Here is a 17,084-nt window from a genome sequence, read left to right on the forward strand (position 1 = left end):
TAATTTTACAATTTTAGTTCTAAAGGTGATTGGAGTCTCAAAACTGATGGCACTTCAGTCGGTGCAAAAATCTTAAGCAATCCAAGTCCTATACCTGCATACCCCATCATTAAGGATGGGGATTCGTTATTTTTTTCAAATCCAGTTAACCATCCTCTGAGCTTTATATCATTTAAAATTTTATGGCTTAGTTCTGTTACATTTACGCTTAACTTTTTATTAAAGTTTTCCGCTGCGTACATAAGGATGTCCAGATTACCTAAATCACCATGGCATAAAGAATGATCATGTTCAAAACCATATTTTAGGGTTGTATTAATGGCGACTTGTGCTTCATCCTTTATCAATTCATTTTGATTGTGTGGCAGGATCAATATTCTGCCTAATCCTATGCCTGCTGCGCCATTACACCAAGCAACAAAATTATCATTTCGAAACTGTCCGTTTTCAAGTTTAATATCTGCCCAATTGTTTTTTTCCGGAATAAACAAAGTTCTTTCAAATTCTAATGCTTTTTCAGCTACCTCTTTAAATACAGTTTGCTCAGTAATTGCGTAAATTTCATAAAGAGCCCATATAATTCCTGAGGCACCATGAGCAAACCCGGAGGCTGGCGTTGGGTTTGCCGGGACTTTCCATCCAACTCCCTTTTCCATAACGTTAATATTTTGAATAAGACGATTTCCGCATTTTGTAATCAAGTTTAAGATTTGTTCTTCTTTATACCGTTTAAACAAATTTATTAAAATAACTGCTGTTCCAGCCACCCCTGTTAAAATATCGTTGTTTTCATCCCTTTCGATCAAAGAATCTAATTTGTTGAGGGCAGAATGAAGTTCGTTTTTCAATAGTTGTTCATCATTCCATAATTTTGATAAATGATCCAACAAATAAAGGTAAGAAGCAATCCCCCCAAAGGCACCCAAATCACTAGATGCAGACATATTTTTGTGTACTGCCACTAAAGCTTTTTTAGATAGTTTGGTGTATTTTTCATCGTTAGAGAGGCGACCTAAATAAGCAAGGAAGAGAGAAATACCTCCTACACCCTCGTATAATGAACTATTTGCAGCTGAAATCTTGAATTGATCCTCTCGTTGATTGTCAACAAACGATCCAATCCAAGATACATCCTCTTGTCCATCTAACTGTTCACCTTCAATCGCCCTACTAGCAAGAAAGTCTCCAATTTTAATAGCTTCTTGAAAAAAATCTTTTGGGTTAAATACGTGTAATCGAGGATTTATATCAAATACTTTATGTTTACGATAAGAATCCTTAATTACTAAAATAGCTGTTTTTATAAAGCTTACTTGTTCATGACAGTCACTTTCATTCATTTCATTTATTTTTTCCTTTGTCTCATTTAAGGCACTTGTTTTAAAAAAATTGTTGATTTTTCGACCGTTGGAATCCCACATATTTGTAGATTCAGGCTTGCTTGTGAAATATGGGATATCCCCAAGAAATAAGTCGTCCTTTTCACTATTTACAACTTGGTTCAATCGTGGATTCAATTTGGTATCTAACCACAATTTATCTAAAATCATTTCACGATCTAAGCCGTCTCTCATGAAATCTGGATGTAAACTTATTTTCAGAAGGTTTGCATAGCGAGATGTACCACGCAATATTTGTCTTACAGTAACCCCTTTAAAAGAATCTATTTGTTCGAGCATGTCTTGTTTATATTTCATGAAAAGGAAGTAGGTTTCTTCAAATCCTTTTATAATATCTCCTTCGTAAGCAACACTATTAATGATTTGCCCATGCAGCATAGGTCTATGTTGACTAACTGGAATTGGAAAGTTTTTTTCTTCTATCCTGACCGTATCTTTATCTCGATCAACTATTGTACTGGTTTTATGCGGAGATACTTGTCCTTCTTGTGCACCTAATGCACTAAGGTCAATTCCTTCAAATCCAGCTTTACTATTTATTTTTCTCGGTAATAACCCAATCCGCAAAACTGAACGTTCAATATGTTCTTGTGCGCGACTAAAAGCACTGGTATCTGTATACGTGGAATTATTATGAAATAAAGATTCTAAATCAACTAAAATAGGATATTCTCCCTCAGCAATTAAATTTTGCATATGAAAATCTACCGCATTCATTGCATATAAGATAGCTAAATAACTTCCAATACGCCAATAAAATTTTCCAATTTGCAGTTCTTCCTGACATTCTTTATAAGAGATAAACTGCGTCCATCCATAAGATTTTTTGTTAAGTGTGTGCACAGTTTTTAAGTCAAAACTTAAATTTTTACCATTTAGATAATTTACAAACTTATTGAATTTTATGTCTATTTCTAAGGAACGAGGTTTATACACAATTTTAATTCCAGTCTCAAAGTTTAAAATGGCGACTGTTTTTCCTTTGTTATGAGTATCTGAGACGCTACTTCCTGTATCGATGGAAATAACTTTTCCTAATTTTTTACCATTAGTAAACTCAGATTCTAATAGCCCTTTATCCTGATGAAATCTTATAAGGAGTTCAGAAGTATTTTGAATCCAATACATTGTTTTTGTTGCTAACAGTCTTGTTAAAACTATGTATTCTTCTCGAATTGATCGAACATATGCCGGGTCATTTAAAAGGACTTTATTGAAATAAGAGGCTCGTTCTTCAGAAGTTTCACCTCGGAGCTTTCCTGCTACCCTTGCTACATTTAACTCCAATATTAATATCCGACTACTTATAGCTGACAAAGTTTCACCAAGAATATTAAGTGAATCATCAATTACAGACGGACTAAGTTCTTCCTTTATCAGAGATTTATTAGAGTGAGAATATAATATTTCCTCTAATTTTCCTCTTGCTATTTTCAAAAATGGTTTTATAAAACTAAAGAAGAGAATATCTTTTCTAACTTCTATATTTACATCTTTATAGGATTGTTCATCAACTAGCTGAATAATTTCTAGCCATCCTAGATGATCACTTTCATTAATAAATTCCACTTCTTTTGCATTGATAGTATGCTTTAGAGTTTCTTCATCAATATTTTGGGTGGCTAATACATTCTCAATTCGAATCCCCTCATCACTTTCAACAAGGCTTTTCCATCTTTCGAAGCGTCTGTTTGTTAGTTCATCCCAATTAGTATTAAGTGGACGCCTTACTTTTCTTTCACTTATCGAAGAAGATCTATTCCATACCGAATTCCATTTTAATTTTGTATGCATATTGACACCTCATTTTTAATAAATTTGAACAATTAAGATTCCTTAATTATCCATAAATATAGCAGGGTTATTTAAAAGTTAAAAGAATTCCAAAAGAAGTTTAGGTTTATTTTATATGTGTTTATTAAGAATATTTAATATTTGAAATAAACACCACAAAAAGAATAATTGTGTAGTATGATAGTTTAAAATTTACAGGAGGAGAAAAAATGAGTATTTCAATATTAAAAGATAAAAAGTTATTGATCGGGATTTGCGGATCAATCTCATCTGTCGGCATCTCCTCGTATCTCTTATATTTTAAAAGTTTCTTTAAGGAAACAAGGGTTGTTATGACAAAAACAGCGGAAGACCTTATTCCAGCTCATACTGTTTCTTATTTTTGTGACCATGTATACTCAGAACATGGGGAAAACGGAAAAAGACATAGCCACGTAGAAATTGGCCGCTGGGCGGACATATATTGCATTATTCCAGCTACAGCGAACATCTTAGGACAAACTGCTAATGGTGTAGCAATGAATTTAGTTGCAACTACTGTATTAGCTCATCCACATAACACTATTTTCTTCCCTAATATGAACGATTTAATGTGGAATAAAACAGTTGTTTCCAGGAATATTGAACAATTAAGAAAAGATGGGCATATTGTTATTGACCCAGTTGAAATTATGGCGTTTGAGATCGCGACGGGTACAAGAAAACTTAATCGTGGTCTAATTACACCCGACAAAGCTTTATTAGCAATAGAAAAAGGGTTTAGAGAAAGAACAAAACACCCCTCACTAACATAAATGGGATGACTCAAAAGTCATTTTAAAATGATTTTTGGGTCATCCTTTTTACACAACATTTTTTGAGTCTGCTTTTTTTTCAAGACAAATATATGTACTGTCAGATAGGAGGTACCCTTTTCCAAACTTTGTTTGAAGAATCTTTGGATCTCCAGGATTATCCTCTACTTTTTCTCTAAGAGAACTAATGTGTACATAGAGACTTGACCTACCAGTAAGGTCAGCGTATTCAATAAGTTCTTCAGAACAGACTATTTTATTTGAATTTAAATAAAGCAAATATAAAATTTTAAATTCTTGTATTGCCAGAGGGATATATTCATTCTTTTTCCAAATACAATGCTTTCCAACGTCGAAAAAAGTTGTAAAAGACAATTGAAAAACATTATGTTTTAGGGTTGAAACATTATTTATTTGATTTAATATTGGACCAGGGTTGTAATCTGAAACGTTAGTTTCTAAGGAGTTAAGTATTATGACTGGGCAAGATATCGATTTTATCAGTTGCAACACTAAATCATTAGGGTGGCAAGTATCGATGATTACAGAGGAAAAATTTTCCTTGGATATTATTTGTTTTAATTCATCCAATGTGTTAACATTTATTATTTCATTACTATCTGGCGTTAATAAATGATTCATATATGCTTGGAAATAGCTATTTTCTGAACAAACGAGAGTTTTCCCCAACGATTTACCCTCCTGTTTTTTAAGAATTTTCTAATATTTTATATAATAAAATATAGGCTGTTCCTTCTGAAGGGAAACAGCCTATATAAATCAAATTAGCAAATACATTCAGAAGTTAGAGTGCAAACACCGCCGCCACCAGGCAATGTAAAAGTACATGCTGCTTCCATGTCTCCCGCACCTACTAACTTATCCATTTGTGCTTCTTTCAGCTCACTGAATGGGTTACCAGCTGGATTTTGTGTTGAATTTTCACGGGAAAAAGGATCTTTCCATGAACGAATGATAGCTTCTTGACTCATTGTATTCACCCCCTTATTAAGTATAGTATTATATTAACTCATAATCAAAAAAATGGAAGAGATATTATTAAATGTAAAAAATGTTTAAATAAAGAGTCTTAAGATATCTTTATATTTCTTATGTCTTATGCCTTGAAACATCACCTTTTCCATTAGTCGTTTAGTTTCAAAGAATACAACCAAAAAGATTTAGTCTTACCTTCATATAAATTTCTGTTTTACATAGCGCTAGTCAAATTAGTTTACCTTGTCTCGAATTCTCATAAGTTAGACCGTATATACCCTACGTAAGGTCTCGTTTAGTAAAACTTCTTATTCCGTAAACCAAGAGAACGAGGCAGGTTATTACCATAATTGAGTAAAACAGGAAATTTGATTGAATCGGTGATTCATCTGCGGGTGACATTGCTAACATAGGCTGTGTCCATGGATATACTTGACCTAATGGTGTACTGGCAATAATAATGGCCGGTAATGTAAAAACAATGCTAACAGCGAGTGGTATGCCAAATGTTTTAGACCTGATTGAAACAATAAGCTGCAATAAAATTAATGGTAAACAAGCTAAGATCCCTCTAATTCCATATCCTAGAATTGTAAGTAAAGGAAGACTCCCGCTTATGCCTAACATATAACCGAATCCAATAAATAAGAGGATTAAAATGAACATACTAATGAATATCATGCGGACCACTGTCAGAAACTTTCCCAGAAAGATATCTGAGTGTTTAACTGGTAAGGCTAGAAGCTGTTTCCAACCGCCTCCTACATGTTCCCCCCTGCAAACAAGGGCGGCGAAAATTCCCACTACGATAGGCAATACAAAAGGGCCCATAAATAAGGCCACTTGTGTCCAAGCCTCTACCCAGGGATTGTCTCCAGGATTCATAAAAAGGTTATAGTTTTTAATAAAGTTAGTGTATGCCAGGGATACACCTAACAAAGGACCTAGTAAATAGATGATCCATAACTTTGATCGCCTAAGCTTTAAACGTTCTACAAATAAAATGTTTTTCAAGTATTTCGCCTCCTTTTTACAAAGCATCCCGTTTAGCAAAATGAATAGAGCCTAGAAATAATATAATTATCCCTAAGAAAAGGCTAATGCAAAGGTAAGATGAAAGATCTGGGTTATATCCTATACCTTCATACTGCAGAATGACTGTCGAAGATTGACTAGGATAAGCCAGCGGAAACCATCTCGTTGATTGAGCAGCAGCCAAAAACAAACCCATTATAGATGATACTGATCCTACAAGAATTGAGAATGCTTGGTTGCTAAACACCATAGATAACCATATCTGGAATGCCATTATAGGCAGTACTGTAACTAACATGCTGTAACTATCTCCAAACAAAAGTCCCCAAGGTACACTGCCTTCGAATCCTGCCAGTTTGCCCAGCAGTACCATGCCGAGCAAGAAGATTGTTGACGAAATAAATAAACTGACTACTAAGCAAATAAATTTACTTACATAAATTCGCATTCTAGATACGGGAAAAGAAAGGGTTTGCTTCCATCCGTTTGCTTGATGCTCTATATTTGCTATTATTGACGCAGAAAGTGTGGCGGCTAATGGAAAACCCAGACCAAATAACAAACTGTTATCATACAGTAAATACATCCACATTGATCCAGCATGGAACATTTCAGCTTGTTTTTCCACGTATTCAGATCGATAAGTAAGATTCACCAACTCGTAGGCTATAATGAGTAAGGGAACCAATAAGACTACAATCAATAACGACGAACGTTTCAGTTTTAATTGATCTGCCCATAATAACTTTTTCATAGACTTCCCTCTGTACCAGTTAATTCTAAAAAAATATCCTCAAGCGATCGAGTCTTTTCTTCAAGTCGAAATACAGACAGCCCTGAATGAAGAAGTATGGAATTGATTTCTGAAACAAATTCCGGTTCTGTTTGAGACAGCCACAAATAATTTTTTTGTAAATCAACCTTTAATCCTTTCCTGTTTAGTATTGTTTTTGCTTCGATTACGTCACTAACACCGACTTTTAAGAGTGGTTTTCGTTTTTGATGTAAACTTGCAATTGAGTCCTGGAAAATCATCCTCCCATTGTTTATAATCCCCACTTGAGTAGCCATTTGATCTATTTCACTCAACAGGTGGCTGGATACAACGACACTCATTCCCAATTTAGGCAATTCTTTAATTAACTCTCTTATTTCTTGGATACCGGATGGATCTAAACCGTTTGTCGGTTCATCCAGAATTAATAAATCAGGACTGCTTAACAGGGCAACTGCAATTCCCAAACGTTGTTTCATTCCAAGGGAATACTCCTTAGTCAGTCGATTTGCTACTTTAGATAACCTTACAGTTTCCAATACTTCATTGACCCGTTGTTCCGGAAGCCCTCGTAACCTCCTAACAGCTTCTAAGTTTTCGTAACCGGTTAAATTACCATAATAAGTTGGAGATTCTACCAGTGACCCGATTCTTTGCAATATCTGCAAACGATTCTTGTTTAGGTTTTGGCCAAAGATTTCGATGTTTCCTTTTGTTGGTTTAATTAAACCTAATAACATTCGGATGGTTGTTGTTTTACCAGCACCATTCGGTCCAAGAAAACCATAAATTTCGCCGCGCCTAATCCTTAAGTTTAATCCATCAACTGAAGTATGCTTTTTATACTTTTTAGTTAGATCGTGTGTTACCACTATTTGATCATTCATTTGTCTCTCACCTCACTTTTATCATAAGCGATGTTCTTTAAACACAAACGAAACTCTTCCTAAACATTCACTTAACGACATCCATTGTTTATTTTCTGTATGTAGTTATATTGATCCCTGAATATCAAGGTTAAAAAAATAAAAGAATATTCTGAACCCTTAACGAAAGTTAAATTCTTTCCTTTTCTGACCTTTATGTCCTTGATCTCATATAAAATAAGAAATAAAAAGGAGGATAACTTATGACTTTAGAAGAGAACAAAATCCTCATGGTGGATGATGACGAACATATCTTAAACTTATTAATAACTTGCTTTGAAAAGGAAGGTTTCAGCAATATTTCCACAGCTATGACAGGGAGCGAAACCCTTCTTAAAATCGATCAGGAACTTCCAAATATTATTTTATTAGATGTCATGCTTCCGGACACTGATGGCTTCACCTTATGTAGCAAAATACGCTCCCATACAAATGTGCCGATACTCTTCTTAACAGCAAAAACAACAGATTTAGATAAATTGCAAGGGTTTAGTTTTGGGGGAGATGACTATATTACTAAACCATTTAATCCACTGGAAATCGTAGCTCGTGTAAAAGCCCAATTAAAGAGAACGACTCAGCTCTCTTCTTCTTACCCTCTAAAACAGGTATACGATTATGAATACTTTAAAATAGATCCCAATACCGGAAGACTTGTTGTTAACGGGACAAGAATCGATTGCCCTGCTCAGGAAATGAAACTTCTGATTTATTTCTGTGAACATCCCAATCAAATTTTAAGTAAACACCAAATTTATAAAGATGTATGGGGGGAGTTTTATGGCGGAGATAGTACTGTAATGGTACATGTAAGACGATTACGTGAAAAATTAGAGGAAGACCCGAGCAGACCAAGATGGATTAAAACGGTTCGAGGACAGGGCTATATATTTGAAGCAGAGCCTATAGATGAGGATTTATTGTGAAGCTGAGAAATAGGATAGCATTTTACTTCGTATCGAGACTTTTTTTACTCATGTTTATTTGGGGTCTGCTCATGGTGGGCAGTATCATATTTTTCAGCCTCGTCTTAGGTCAAAATAAAATGGAAACGCCGCACTTATCCTTAAAAAAAATTGTTGCCCAAACAGTTGTTGCAGATAAACAATTTTCCATAAATACGAAAGCAAAAGAAGATTTATTAGAGAATCGGATGTGGATTCAAATTTTAGATGAACAAGGAGATGAGGTTTTTTCTTTTAATAAACCTAAAAATATACCTAAGCATTATATTCTTGGAGAATTAATATCAGATTACATGTATCCTGCCAAAAAAGGTTATCAATTATCTACGTGGTACGAAACGAAAAACAATCAGGATTTAACATGGGTATTGGGAAAGCCGATGGAAAAAAATAACCCTTTTTTCTATTGGGTGAATAACTTGTGGATTGTTTCTATTATTATGGCAGGAATTGTAATTGCAATATTTTACGGAAAAAAACTAGGTGCTCCCCTGCTGTTTATTGTATCTTGGATTGAGAATTTGTCTAAAGAAAAATATGAAGAACCTTATGATCGGAAGTTTCATTCAAGCAAATATAGACATAATAAATCTGGATATAAAACCTATCAAGAATTAATGCAGGCTCTGTCTGAACTTACCGCAACGCTTCAAAGGAATAAGGCTGAGCGAGAATTATTGGAAAAGACACGAGAAGAGTGGATGGCCGGTGTCTCACATGATTTAAAAACCCCTCTTTCGGTTATTAAGGGATATACGGTTCTTTTATCTTCAAATGAATATGAGTGGGAAAATCAGCAAGTGCGTGATTTTTCCTTAATAATGGAAGAACGTGTCGAATATATGGAAAAGCTGATTGAAGATTTCAACTTAACTTTTCAATTGAAAAATGAGTCGCTTCCAATCCATCTTGAAGAAAAAAACGTAGTGAAAGTAATTCATGACACTTTAGAAAAAATGAAGCTGCTACCGGAGTCAGAAAATAAGAGATTCGCTTTAGAATCCAGTCACAATAAGATACTTTTTAATATGGATGAAAGGTACCTAAAGCGCGCAGTTGAAAACTTGATTGCTAATTGTATTAAACATAATCCTCCGGGCACTAAAATAAAGGTCATATTATATCAGGACGTGGTACATGACAATGAAATACAAATTATAATAGAAGACGATGGGATAGGAATGGACGAAGAGACGGTTGAATGTTTATTTGATCGGTATTTCAGAGGGACAAGCGCTTCGTCAAATAACTCAGGGACTGGATTAGGGATGGCTATTGCTCAGCAAATTATCAAGGCGCATGGTGGAAATATTGATATATACAGTCAGCCGGGAGTTGGCACAAGATTTAAAATTACCTTTCCGAATCCGCCATCTAAGTATAACAATGTCAATTAGAAAAATAATCGATCTTACATTGAGAAAGGGAGAAGCGGGTCTTTTATAAAGGCCCGCTTTCTCATGTTGCAGAGAACCGATGAAAGCATTATGATGGGGGCATCAAATAATGAGGGCTCCGAAAAGCCGTATCCTTTTGGAGGATGGTTGCATGAATAAAATCATGATAGTAGAAGATAGTGAAGACATTCGCGGACTATTGCAGAATTACCTTGAAAAATACGGATATCAAACCGTGGCCGCTGCGGATTTCACGGCTGTTCTTGATGTTTTTTTGCGGGAAAAGCCTGATGTGGTGCTGCTTGATATCAATCTGCCGTCTTATGACGGCTATTATTGGTGCCGCCAGATCCGCCAGCATTCTACAAGCCCGATCATTTTCATCTCAGCCAGAAGCGGGGAAATGGATCAGGTGATGGCGATTGAAAACGGTGGAGATGATTATATCGAAAAACCGTTTTCCTACGATATTGTGCTGGCGAAAATCAAAAGCCAGATCCGCAGGGCATACGGAGAGTACGCCGCCAAGCAGGGTGAGAAAGTGGTTGAATATGCCGGTGTGCAGCTCTTTGTGGAACGGTTTGAACTGCGCTTTCACGACGGAAAAAGCGAGCTATCTAAAAAAGAAAGTAAGCTTTTGGAAGTGCTGCTGGAGCGGGGAGAAAAGGTAACGGGAAGAGACCGGCTCATGGAAAAAACGTGGGACACCGACATTTTCGTCGATGACAATACACTTAATGTGTATATCACGCGGCTCAGAAAAAAACTGCGCGAGCTGAATGCGCCTGTTTCCATTGAATCAGTGCGGGGCGAAGGCTACCAGCTGAGGGCGCTGTCATGAAGCTGTTTCTCCGGTCTCATGCCGTGCTGATTCTGCTTTTTCTCCTTCAAGGGCTGTTTGTCTTCTTTTATTACTGGTTTGCGGGTCTCCATTCTTTTTCCCACCTGTTTTACATATTGGGCGTGCAGCTTCTTATTTTGGCGGGGTATCTTGCCTATCGCTGGTACAAAGACCGCGGTGTGTATCATTGGCTCAGCTCGGAGCAGGAAGGGACGGACATCCCGTATCTCGGTTCTTCAGTGTTTTGTTCAGAGATGTATGAAAAGCAGATGGAGCTGACCCGGCTGCAGCACCAGAAGCTCCATGAAACCGAAGCCAAACTCGACGGGCGGGTGACGTATATGAATCAATGGGTGCACCAAGTAAAAACGCCGCTGTCGGTCATTAATTTAATCATTCAGGAAGAGGATGAGCCCGTCTTTGAACAAATCAAAAAAGAGGTCCGGCAGATTGAATTCGGGCTGGAGACGCTCCTTTATTCATCAAGGCTCGACCTGTTTGAGCGGGATTTTAAAGTCGAAGCGGTGTCCTTATCAGAGCTTCTCCAATCGGTCATTCAAAGCTATAAACGATTTTTTATTCAATACCGCGTTTATCCGAAAATGGACATTCGCGATGATCATCAGATTTACACCGATGCCAAATGGCTCAAATTTGCGATCGGCCAAGTGGTTACAAATGCGGTCAAATATTCGGCAGGCAAGAGTGACAGACTGGAGCTGAATGTCTTCCGCGATGAAGACAGGACGGTGCTTGAAGTCAAAGATTACGGTGTCGGCATTCCCTCGCAAGATATCAAGCGGGTGTTTGACCCTTATTACACCGGCGAAAACGGGCGGCGTTTCCAAGAATCTACGGGAATCGGCCTCCATCTCGTCAAAGAAATTACGGGCAAGCTCAATCATACGGTGGACATCAGCTCGTCCCCCGGTGAAGGGACTTCGGTCCGATTTTCATTTCTTACAAAAATGTAAGACTGCGTTAAGAAAACAACATAGCTCATTCTGTTTCCCCTTGATAACATGGATTTACGTCAAGGGGATTTTTTATGCTGAATGCCCCGGCACTACATGAAAGCAGCCCAGATCAACAAGAATAAAACCATAAGGAGGATTCTCATGGCGAATATGCTTGAAGTCAAACATATAAATAAAACCTATAAAGGACAAGTATCCTATCAAGCTTTAAAACAAATTTCATTTTCAATAGAAGAAGGCGGGTTCACGGCGGTGATGGGACCGTCCGGCTCCGGAAAAACAACACTTTTGAATATCATTTCAACGATCGACCGGCCGGATTCAGGCGATATCCTGATTCACGGAGAAAACCCGCACCGGCTGAAGCGGACAAAGCTCGCCCATTTCCGCCGCAAGCAGCTCGGATTTGTATTTCAGGATTTCAACCTTCTGGACACGCTGACGATCGGTGAAAATATCATGCTGCCGTTAACGCTAGAAAAAGAAGCGCCGTCTGTCATGGAAGAAAAACTGCACGGCATCGCGAAAAAGCTCGGAATCGAAGACCTGCTCAGCAAACGGACGTTTGAAGTATCAGGCGGACAGCGCCAGCGTGCCGCTATCGCAAGAGCGGTCATTCATAAGCCGTCACTCATTCTCGCCGATGAACCGACGGGAAACCTGGATTCCAAAGCGTCAAAAGACGTCATGGAAACGATGCAGAGCCTGAATCAGGATGATCATGTCACGGCTTTGATGGTGACCCACGATCCGGTTGCGGCAAGCTACTGCCGCCGCGTCATCTTTATAAAAGACGGCGAACTGTTTAATGAGATTTACCGCGGGGAAAACCGCCAAGTCTTTTATGAGCAGATTCTTGATGTGCTGTCTATGCTGGGGGGAAACGCAAATGACCTTTCTTCAGTTCGCTTATAAAAACGTCACGAGAAACAAAAGGGCCTATCTTGCGTTCTTTTTAAGCAGCGCCTTTTCCGTTTTGATTTTCTTTACCTTTGCGATGTTCCTGTTTCATCCGGCGTTAAAGGAAGGCTACCTGAATAACATCGCCAAAAAAGGCTTAACCGCCGCGGAATGGATGATCTTTGTTTTTTCTTTCTTATTTGTTCTGTATTCAGTTAATGCCTTTTTGAAATCGAGAAATAAAGAATTCGGCATCCTGCTGATGCAGGGCATCACGCCGGGGCAGCTGAGAAAGCTCATTACGGCGGAAAACATGATCATAGGCGTCATGTCGATCGCAGCCGGAATTATCGGCGGATTCATTTTTTCGAAAACGTTCTTTACGGTCGGCGCTTATATTTTAGAAATGGACGCGCTGCCTCTGTATATGCCTTGGAAAGCGCTTGGCATTACGGCCGGCGGATTTCTGCTCTTATTTTTTCTTTTATCGCAGTTCACAATCCTTTTTGTCAGATCAAATACGGTGATCAAATTAATAAAGGGCACTGACAAGATCAAGCCGAAGCCGAAGCCGTCCGTGCTTCTGTCCTTATTCGGCATCGCCTGCCTGTGCGGCGGGTACGGCATGGTTCTGAAAGGCAATGTCCACGGGACCGAGCCGTTCATCATTTTACTGCTTACCGTCATCGGCACGTATTTCTTTTTCAGCCAAAGCAGCATCTGGATTCTGCGCGCGCTGAAGAAGTGGAAAACCTTTTATCTGCGCGGGAAAAACGTCATTTGGGTTTCTGATCTTGTGTATCGTTTAAAAGACAACGCCCGCCTGTTCTTTATCGTCAGCATTATTTCCGCGGTTGCCTTTACGGCGACGGGCGTGCTCGCGATGTACAAATCGACCGTCGGGGCGGAAGAGTCCGCCTATGAGATGGAGTATTTATCTTTCAGCAATAACCCGAAAGAACAGACTCATTTGAAAGATATTGACCATGAACTGAAAACACACGGCTTTACGTATAAGAAAGACAAAATAAATGTTTCCTATGTCCGCTATCAGGAAGGAGATACGGTTCCGCCTGTTTACATGATCAGCGAATCGGATGTGTCAACATACTTTCATGTCAAGCTGAACGGCCTGAAACATGGTGAGGCCGTGTATTTCCCGGGCACGTATGACCGCAATTTCAAAAACGAAGCGCCGGATCAGCTGAAGCTGCTGAACCAAAAAGGCAAGCCGTCTGACCAAAAACTGACGGTAAAAGAAGTCAAAAAACCGCTGATTTCATTGAATGCCATCATCGCGGTAAACGATCAAACCTTTGATCAGCTGAATTCACTCGGTGAGAAAGCGTCATTATACGGCTACAGCTATGATCATTGGAAAGACAGTCTTGGGATCAGTCAATCCTTGAAAAATGAGATTTACGGCAACTATATCGACGTGCATTCTGATTTTATGGCAAAAGCCGGGACGTACTATGATACGGTGCAGCTGCCGAGCCTGAGTTTATTCATCGGCCTGTTTATCGCGATCGTTTTCTTTGTCGCGGCAGCGAGTTTCTTATATTTCAGGCTGTTCACCGATTTAGATGAGGACCGGGAGCGCTACCGTTCATTGGCCAAAATCGGTCTGAGTGAGCGTGAAATGGCACAAAGCGTGACGATACAATTGGCGATTCTCTTTTTCTTTCCTTTCGTCATTGCCGTCATGCATACGCTGTTTGCTTTGAGAACATTGGCGGTGGAAGGCTATTCCGATGTAGCGGGGCCGCTCAGTCTGACCATCGGAGGGTTTTTCATCTTTCAGCTTCTGTTCTTCCTCGCGGTGCGGACAAGCTATTTGAAAAAAATGAACAAGTAAGGGGAGTGCACAGATGAAAAAAGCATTGGCAATCCTGGCCGTCTTGGCGGCCGCTGCCGTCATATACGGACTTCTCTTTTTTCATAATGATGTTACAGACAGATTTAATCCGTTTATTCACCAGCAAGATGTTTATGTACAGATTGATCGAGATGGCAAACATCTTAGCCCGGGCGGTACTGAGTATACATTAGACGGATATAACGCATCCGGGAAAAAAGAAGAAGTAACCTTTTTCGCCGGGAAAGACCTTCGGAAGAACGCGTATTTGAAGGTGAAGGCGAAAGGAAAGTATGTCGAGACCTGGGAAGAAGTCAGATTTGAAGATATGCCGGGCTCCGTACAGTCAAAATTAAAGTGAACATGAAAAACGGCACAGTGTCATGACTGTGCCGCTTTTTTTACTTTTTATTTTCTTCAGCCCGTTTGATCAGCATGTCGGTGATGATATCCATCTGTTTGCTGACGGCAATCGGGTCATACGGATAGAAGGTGTTGAAATCGTTGATAAAGACACGATTGTTCTTTACGGCATCGAGATTTTTCCAAACGGATGACTCTTTCAGACGCTCAAATGTTTTGCTTTCTCCATTCGGATTGTAATCGGTAATGAACATATAATCAGCCGCATATTGGGGAATGACCTCTTGGGAAACCTGTTTCATGGCGCCCGTTTTCATGATGTCTTTTTCGATTTTGGCCGGCGCTTTCAATCCGAGCGCGTTATAAACGGCTTGGCCGCCGCGGCCGGAATTGTCATTAAAAATCCAGATTTCGCCTTTATCCGTCGTTTCATAAAGGCCGACTGTCTCGTCTTTGCCGATCACGTTTTTGAGGCGCTTTTGATCGGCTTCGGCCTTTTTGTTGAAGTCTGCCATAAAGCTTTTGGCTTTATCCTTCGCCCCGGCAATGTCGCCGAATAGGCTGACCGTATCTTTCGTATTCTTTGCGGTGTTAAAAGGAATGACAATCGTCGGTGCGATTTTCGATAGTTTCTCGTATTGGTCATCCTTCATCAGCACGATTAAATCAGGCTTCAGCTGCATCACTTTCTCCACATTGACGGGATTGCCGATGTCCGTGGTGTTTTTCAGCTGTTTTTTGATAAACGGATTTTTGAAAGCCCATGAGCCCGCCCCGACGACATTTGCGTCAACGGACAGCAGCTCACCTGCATAAAAGTCAGTGACGATCCGTTTCGGATGTGCGGGTATGTCAATATTTCCTTTTGTTGATTCATATGTACGCATGTCTGTCTTTCCTTTGCCTGATGCCGATCCGTTGTTTTCCTTCGCGCCGCTGCAAGCGCTTAATGCGAAAACAAGCAGAAGTGCCAGGCCGATCAGCCATGATTGTTTCTTCATAATGATCCCCCTATTTCAGTGATAATGATTATCATTATTAATATAGCAGGAAGACGTCATTCCGTCTATGTTTTTTATAGAAAACCTTCCTTGATTATCCATGTTATAGTAGTAAAGGAGGAGGAATGAATGTTGATTACGAAAAGAGGGACTTGGTGGGAAGTGCTGCACAGCTGGTGGCTGCTGCTGACTTTCGCGCCGTTTGGGCTGACCGCTTTCTTGGCCTTTTTCTATATCGGCTACCGGGCCAAGAACAAAAAATGGCTGAAATACGGACTTATCTATTTTATTATTTTAGCAATTGCTTTTGTTCTGCCGAGCACGCCGGGCGTGTATATCGTGCTGCCTTTATGGGTCATCTCCATCATCCACGGGCTGAAAGTGCGGGCGGCTTATTTAATACAGCTTGATGTGTTTAAACAAAACGTCGAAGCAAGAGCGTTTGAAGCGGTAAGGCATGAGGCGGAGGAAAAATTCGGCGGAAAACCCGCTCAACGCATTGATCTGACAAAACAGAGATAAAAACAAATGACAAAGCCGGTATCTCGCGCTTTGTCATTTGCATGACCGGCCTATTGCTGGTATGAATGCTGCTGAAACGGTGTGTGATGCTGTGTTTGCGGGAATGAAGAAACATTAGCGTTTGCCATCGGTGCAGGCATGTGTCCGCTTACTTCCTGCTGAAGCTGATTGCACACATTCACGATTTGCTGGCATTTCTGAATGGCCGCTTCATGTCCCTGCAGCGCTTGCTGAATGGTATGAACGGCATGCTGTTCATGGTTAAGCATCTGCTGAAGCATTTGAATGTTTTGCTGTTCCTGCTGGAGCATTTGCTTGTACTGCTGACTGCTTTGCTGTGTCTGCTGAATAAGCTGCTGTGCTGTTTGGCGGCATTGCTGCAGCTGATTTCCGCTGTATTGGTTTTGATACATCATGAAGACCTCCTAAAGTGATTGATTTTACACATTTATCATGTGAAAGAATAGGAGAGGCATTCATGCAAGAAAAGAATTCAAATATTTACCTGTTATGTACAGAGCGGAATACAAGGCTCGGGAT

Annotated in this window: 17 protein-coding genes; 9 read left to right on the plus strand and 8 right to left on the minus strand. The window is 39.4% G+C overall.

Annotated features, from left to right (window positions below; genetic code table 11):
- Positions 1-5 precede the first annotated feature (5 nt).
- Positions 6-3,194: a type 2 lanthipeptide synthetase LanM family protein gene (locus G9F48_RS05680; protein ID WP_165409180.1), complete on the minus strand. Its 3,189-nt coding sequence runs from the start codon at positions 3,192-3,194 to the stop codon at positions 6-8.
- A 209-nt stretch (positions 3,195-3,403) separates the two neighbouring features.
- Here G9F48_RS05680 and G9F48_RS05685 point away from each other — a divergent pair, with 209 nt between their 5' ends.
- Entirely contained in the window at positions 3,404-3,988 is a 585-nt protein-coding gene (locus tag G9F48_RS05685; protein WP_165409181.1) for a flavoprotein, read from the plus strand.
- A gap of 48 nt (positions 3,989-4,036) precedes the next feature.
- Here G9F48_RS05685 and G9F48_RS05690 read toward each other — a convergent pair whose 3' ends face one another.
- The 5 genes from G9F48_RS05690 to G9F48_RS05710 form a co-directional block, all read right to left on the minus strand.
- Positions 4,037-4,678: a response regulator transcription factor gene (locus tag G9F48_RS05690; protein ID WP_007614849.1), complete on the minus strand. Its 642-nt coding sequence runs from the start codon at positions 4,676-4,678 to the stop codon at positions 4,037-4,039.
- A gap of 95 nt (positions 4,679-4,773) precedes the next feature.
- Positions 4,774-4,980 carry a plantaricin C family lantibiotic gene (locus tag G9F48_RS05695; protein ID WP_029325769.1) on the minus strand — a complete coding sequence of 69 codons (207 nt, stop codon included), beginning with the start codon at positions 4,978-4,980 and terminating at the stop codon, positions 4,774-4,776.
- A 283-nt stretch (positions 4,981-5,263) separates the two neighbouring features.
- Positions 5,264-5,998 carry an ABC transporter permease gene (locus tag G9F48_RS05700; RefSeq protein WP_229154627.1) on the minus strand — a complete coding sequence of 245 codons (735 nt, stop codon included), beginning with the start codon at positions 5,996-5,998 and terminating at the stop codon, positions 5,264-5,266.
- Between the two features lie 16 nt (positions 5,999-6,014).
- Complete coding sequence (locus G9F48_RS05705; RefSeq protein ID WP_165409182.1) at positions 6,015-6,773, minus strand: ABC transporter permease; 759 nt, start codon at positions 6,771-6,773, stop codon at positions 6,015-6,017.
- Positions 6,770-7,681, minus strand: coding sequence for an ABC transporter ATP-binding protein (locus G9F48_RS05710; protein WP_165409183.1), 912 nt, complete (start codon positions 7,679-7,681; stop codon positions 6,770-6,772). The genes G9F48_RS05705 and G9F48_RS05710 overlap by 4 nt, the downstream gene beginning before the upstream one ends.
- A gap of 242 nt (positions 7,682-7,923) precedes the next feature.
- Here G9F48_RS05710 and G9F48_RS05715 point away from each other — a divergent pair, with 242 nt between their 5' ends.
- The 7 genes from G9F48_RS05715 to G9F48_RS05745 all read left to right on the plus strand — a co-directional run bounded on the left by G9F48_RS05715 (position 7,924) and on the right by G9F48_RS05745 (position 15,019).
- Complete coding sequence (locus tag G9F48_RS05715; RefSeq protein ID WP_165409184.1) at positions 7,924-8,646, plus strand: response regulator transcription factor; 723 nt, start codon at positions 7,924-7,926, stop codon at positions 8,644-8,646.
- The gene (locus G9F48_RS05720; protein WP_165409185.1) at positions 8,643-10,082 is read left to right on the plus strand and encodes a sensor histidine kinase; all 1,440 of its coding nucleotides are present in this window, start codon (positions 8,643-8,645) and stop codon (positions 10,080-10,082) included. Before G9F48_RS05715 ends, G9F48_RS05720 begins: the two co-directional genes overlap by 4 nt.
- 151 nt (positions 10,083-10,233) lie before the next feature.
- Complete coding sequence (yxdJ, locus tag G9F48_RS05725; protein WP_165409186.1) at positions 10,234-10,923, plus strand: two-component system response regulator YxdJ; 690 nt, start codon at positions 10,234-10,236, stop codon at positions 10,921-10,923.
- Positions 10,920-11,897, plus strand: coding sequence for a two-component system sensor histidine kinase YxdK (gene yxdK / locus G9F48_RS05730; protein ID WP_165409187.1), 978 nt, complete (start codon positions 10,920-10,922; stop codon positions 11,895-11,897). The genes yxdJ and yxdK overlap by 4 nt, the downstream gene beginning before the upstream one ends.
- 144 nt (positions 11,898-12,041) lie before the next feature.
- Positions 12,042-12,815 carry an ABC transporter ATP-binding protein YxdL gene (yxdL, locus tag G9F48_RS05735; protein WP_071392484.1) on the plus strand — a complete coding sequence of 258 codons (774 nt, stop codon included), beginning with the start codon at positions 12,042-12,044 and terminating at the stop codon, positions 12,813-12,815.
- Positions 12,790-14,658, plus strand: a complete 1,869-nt coding sequence (gene yxdM, locus G9F48_RS05740; protein ID WP_165409188.1) for an ABC transporter permease YxdM — start codon at positions 12,790-12,792, stop codon at positions 14,656-14,658. The genes yxdL and yxdM overlap by 26 nt, the downstream gene beginning before the upstream one ends.
- 13 nt (positions 14,659-14,671) lie before the next feature.
- Positions 14,672-15,019, plus strand: a complete 348-nt coding sequence (locus G9F48_RS05745) for a YxeA family protein (protein WP_004393256.1) — start codon at positions 14,672-14,674, stop codon at positions 15,017-15,019.
- A gap of 40 nt (positions 15,020-15,059) precedes the next feature.
- On the opposite strand, the gene G9F48_RS05750 is transcribed toward G9F48_RS05745, so the two are convergent.
- Complete coding sequence (locus G9F48_RS05750; RefSeq protein ID WP_004393259.1) at positions 15,060-16,022, minus strand: iron-hydroxamate ABC transporter substrate-binding protein; 963 nt, start codon at positions 16,020-16,022, stop codon at positions 15,060-15,062.
- 129 nt (positions 16,023-16,151) lie between these two features.
- On the opposite strand from G9F48_RS05750, the gene G9F48_RS05755 reads away from it, so the two are divergent.
- The gene (locus G9F48_RS05755; RefSeq protein ID WP_004393261.1) at positions 16,152-16,544 is read left to right on the plus strand and encodes a hypothetical protein; all 393 of its coding nucleotides are present in this window, start codon (positions 16,152-16,154) and stop codon (positions 16,542-16,544) included.
- 50 nt (positions 16,545-16,594) lie between these two features.
- Here G9F48_RS05755 and G9F48_RS05760 read toward each other — a convergent pair whose 3' ends face one another.
- Positions 16,595-16,957, minus strand: a complete 363-nt coding sequence (locus G9F48_RS05760; protein ID WP_007407823.1) for a hypothetical protein — start codon at positions 16,955-16,957, stop codon at positions 16,595-16,597.
- Positions 16,958-17,084: the final 127 nt, after the last annotated feature.

The sequence above is a fragment of the Bacillus sp. EKM420B genome (assembly GCF_011065565.1).
Classification (GTDB): domain Bacteria; phylum Bacillota; class Bacilli; order Bacillales; family Bacillaceae; genus Bacillus; species Bacillus velezensis.

Bases quoted from the DNA above. Each gene is read 5' to 3' on its own strand.
- G9F48_RS05680 (WP_165409180.1), bottom strand. From the start codon at position 3,194: ATGCATACAAAATTAAAATGGAATTCGGTATGGAATAGATCTTCTTCG.
- G9F48_RS05750 (WP_004393259.1), bottom strand. From the start codon at position 16,022: ATGAAGAAACAATCATGGCTGATCGGCCTGGCACTTCTGCTTGTTTTC.
- yxdL (WP_071392484.1), top strand. From the start codon at position 12,042: ATGGCGAATATGCTTGAAGTCAAACATATAAATAAAACCTATAAAGGA.
- G9F48_RS05745 (WP_004393256.1), top strand. From the start codon at position 14,672: ATGAAAAAAGCATTGGCAATCCTGGCCGTCTTGGCGGCCGCTGCCGTC.
- G9F48_RS05705 (WP_165409182.1), bottom strand. From the start codon at position 6,773: ATGAAAAAGTTATTATGGGCAGATCAATTAAAACTGAAACGTTCGTCG.
- yxdM (WP_165409188.1), top strand. From the start codon at position 12,790: ATGACCTTTCTTCAGTTCGCTTATAAAAACGTCACGAGAAACAAAAGG.
- G9F48_RS05715 (WP_165409184.1), top strand. From the start codon at position 7,924: ATGACTTTAGAAGAGAACAAAATCCTCATGGTGGATGATGACGAACAT.
- G9F48_RS05760 (WP_007407823.1), bottom strand. From the start codon at position 16,957: ATGTATCAAAACCAATACAGCGGAAATCAGCTGCAGCAATGCCGCCAA.
- G9F48_RS05755 (WP_004393261.1), top strand. From the start codon at position 16,152: ATGTTGATTACGAAAAGAGGGACTTGGTGGGAAGTGCTGCACAGCTGG.
- G9F48_RS05685 (WP_165409181.1), top strand. From the start codon at position 3,404: ATGAGTATTTCAATATTAAAAGATAAAAAGTTATTGATCGGGATTTGC.
- yxdJ (WP_165409186.1), top strand. From the start codon at position 10,234: ATGAATAAAATCATGATAGTAGAAGATAGTGAAGACATTCGCGGACTA.
- G9F48_RS05695 (WP_029325769.1), bottom strand. From the start codon at position 4,980: ATGAGTCAAGAAGCTATCATTCGTTCATGGAAAGATCCTTTTTCCCGT.
- G9F48_RS05710 (WP_165409183.1), bottom strand. From the start codon at position 7,681: ATGAATGATCAAATAGTGGTAACACACGATCTAACTAAAAAGTATAAA.
- yxdK (WP_165409187.1), top strand. From the start codon at position 10,920: ATGAAGCTGTTTCTCCGGTCTCATGCCGTGCTGATTCTGCTTTTTCTC.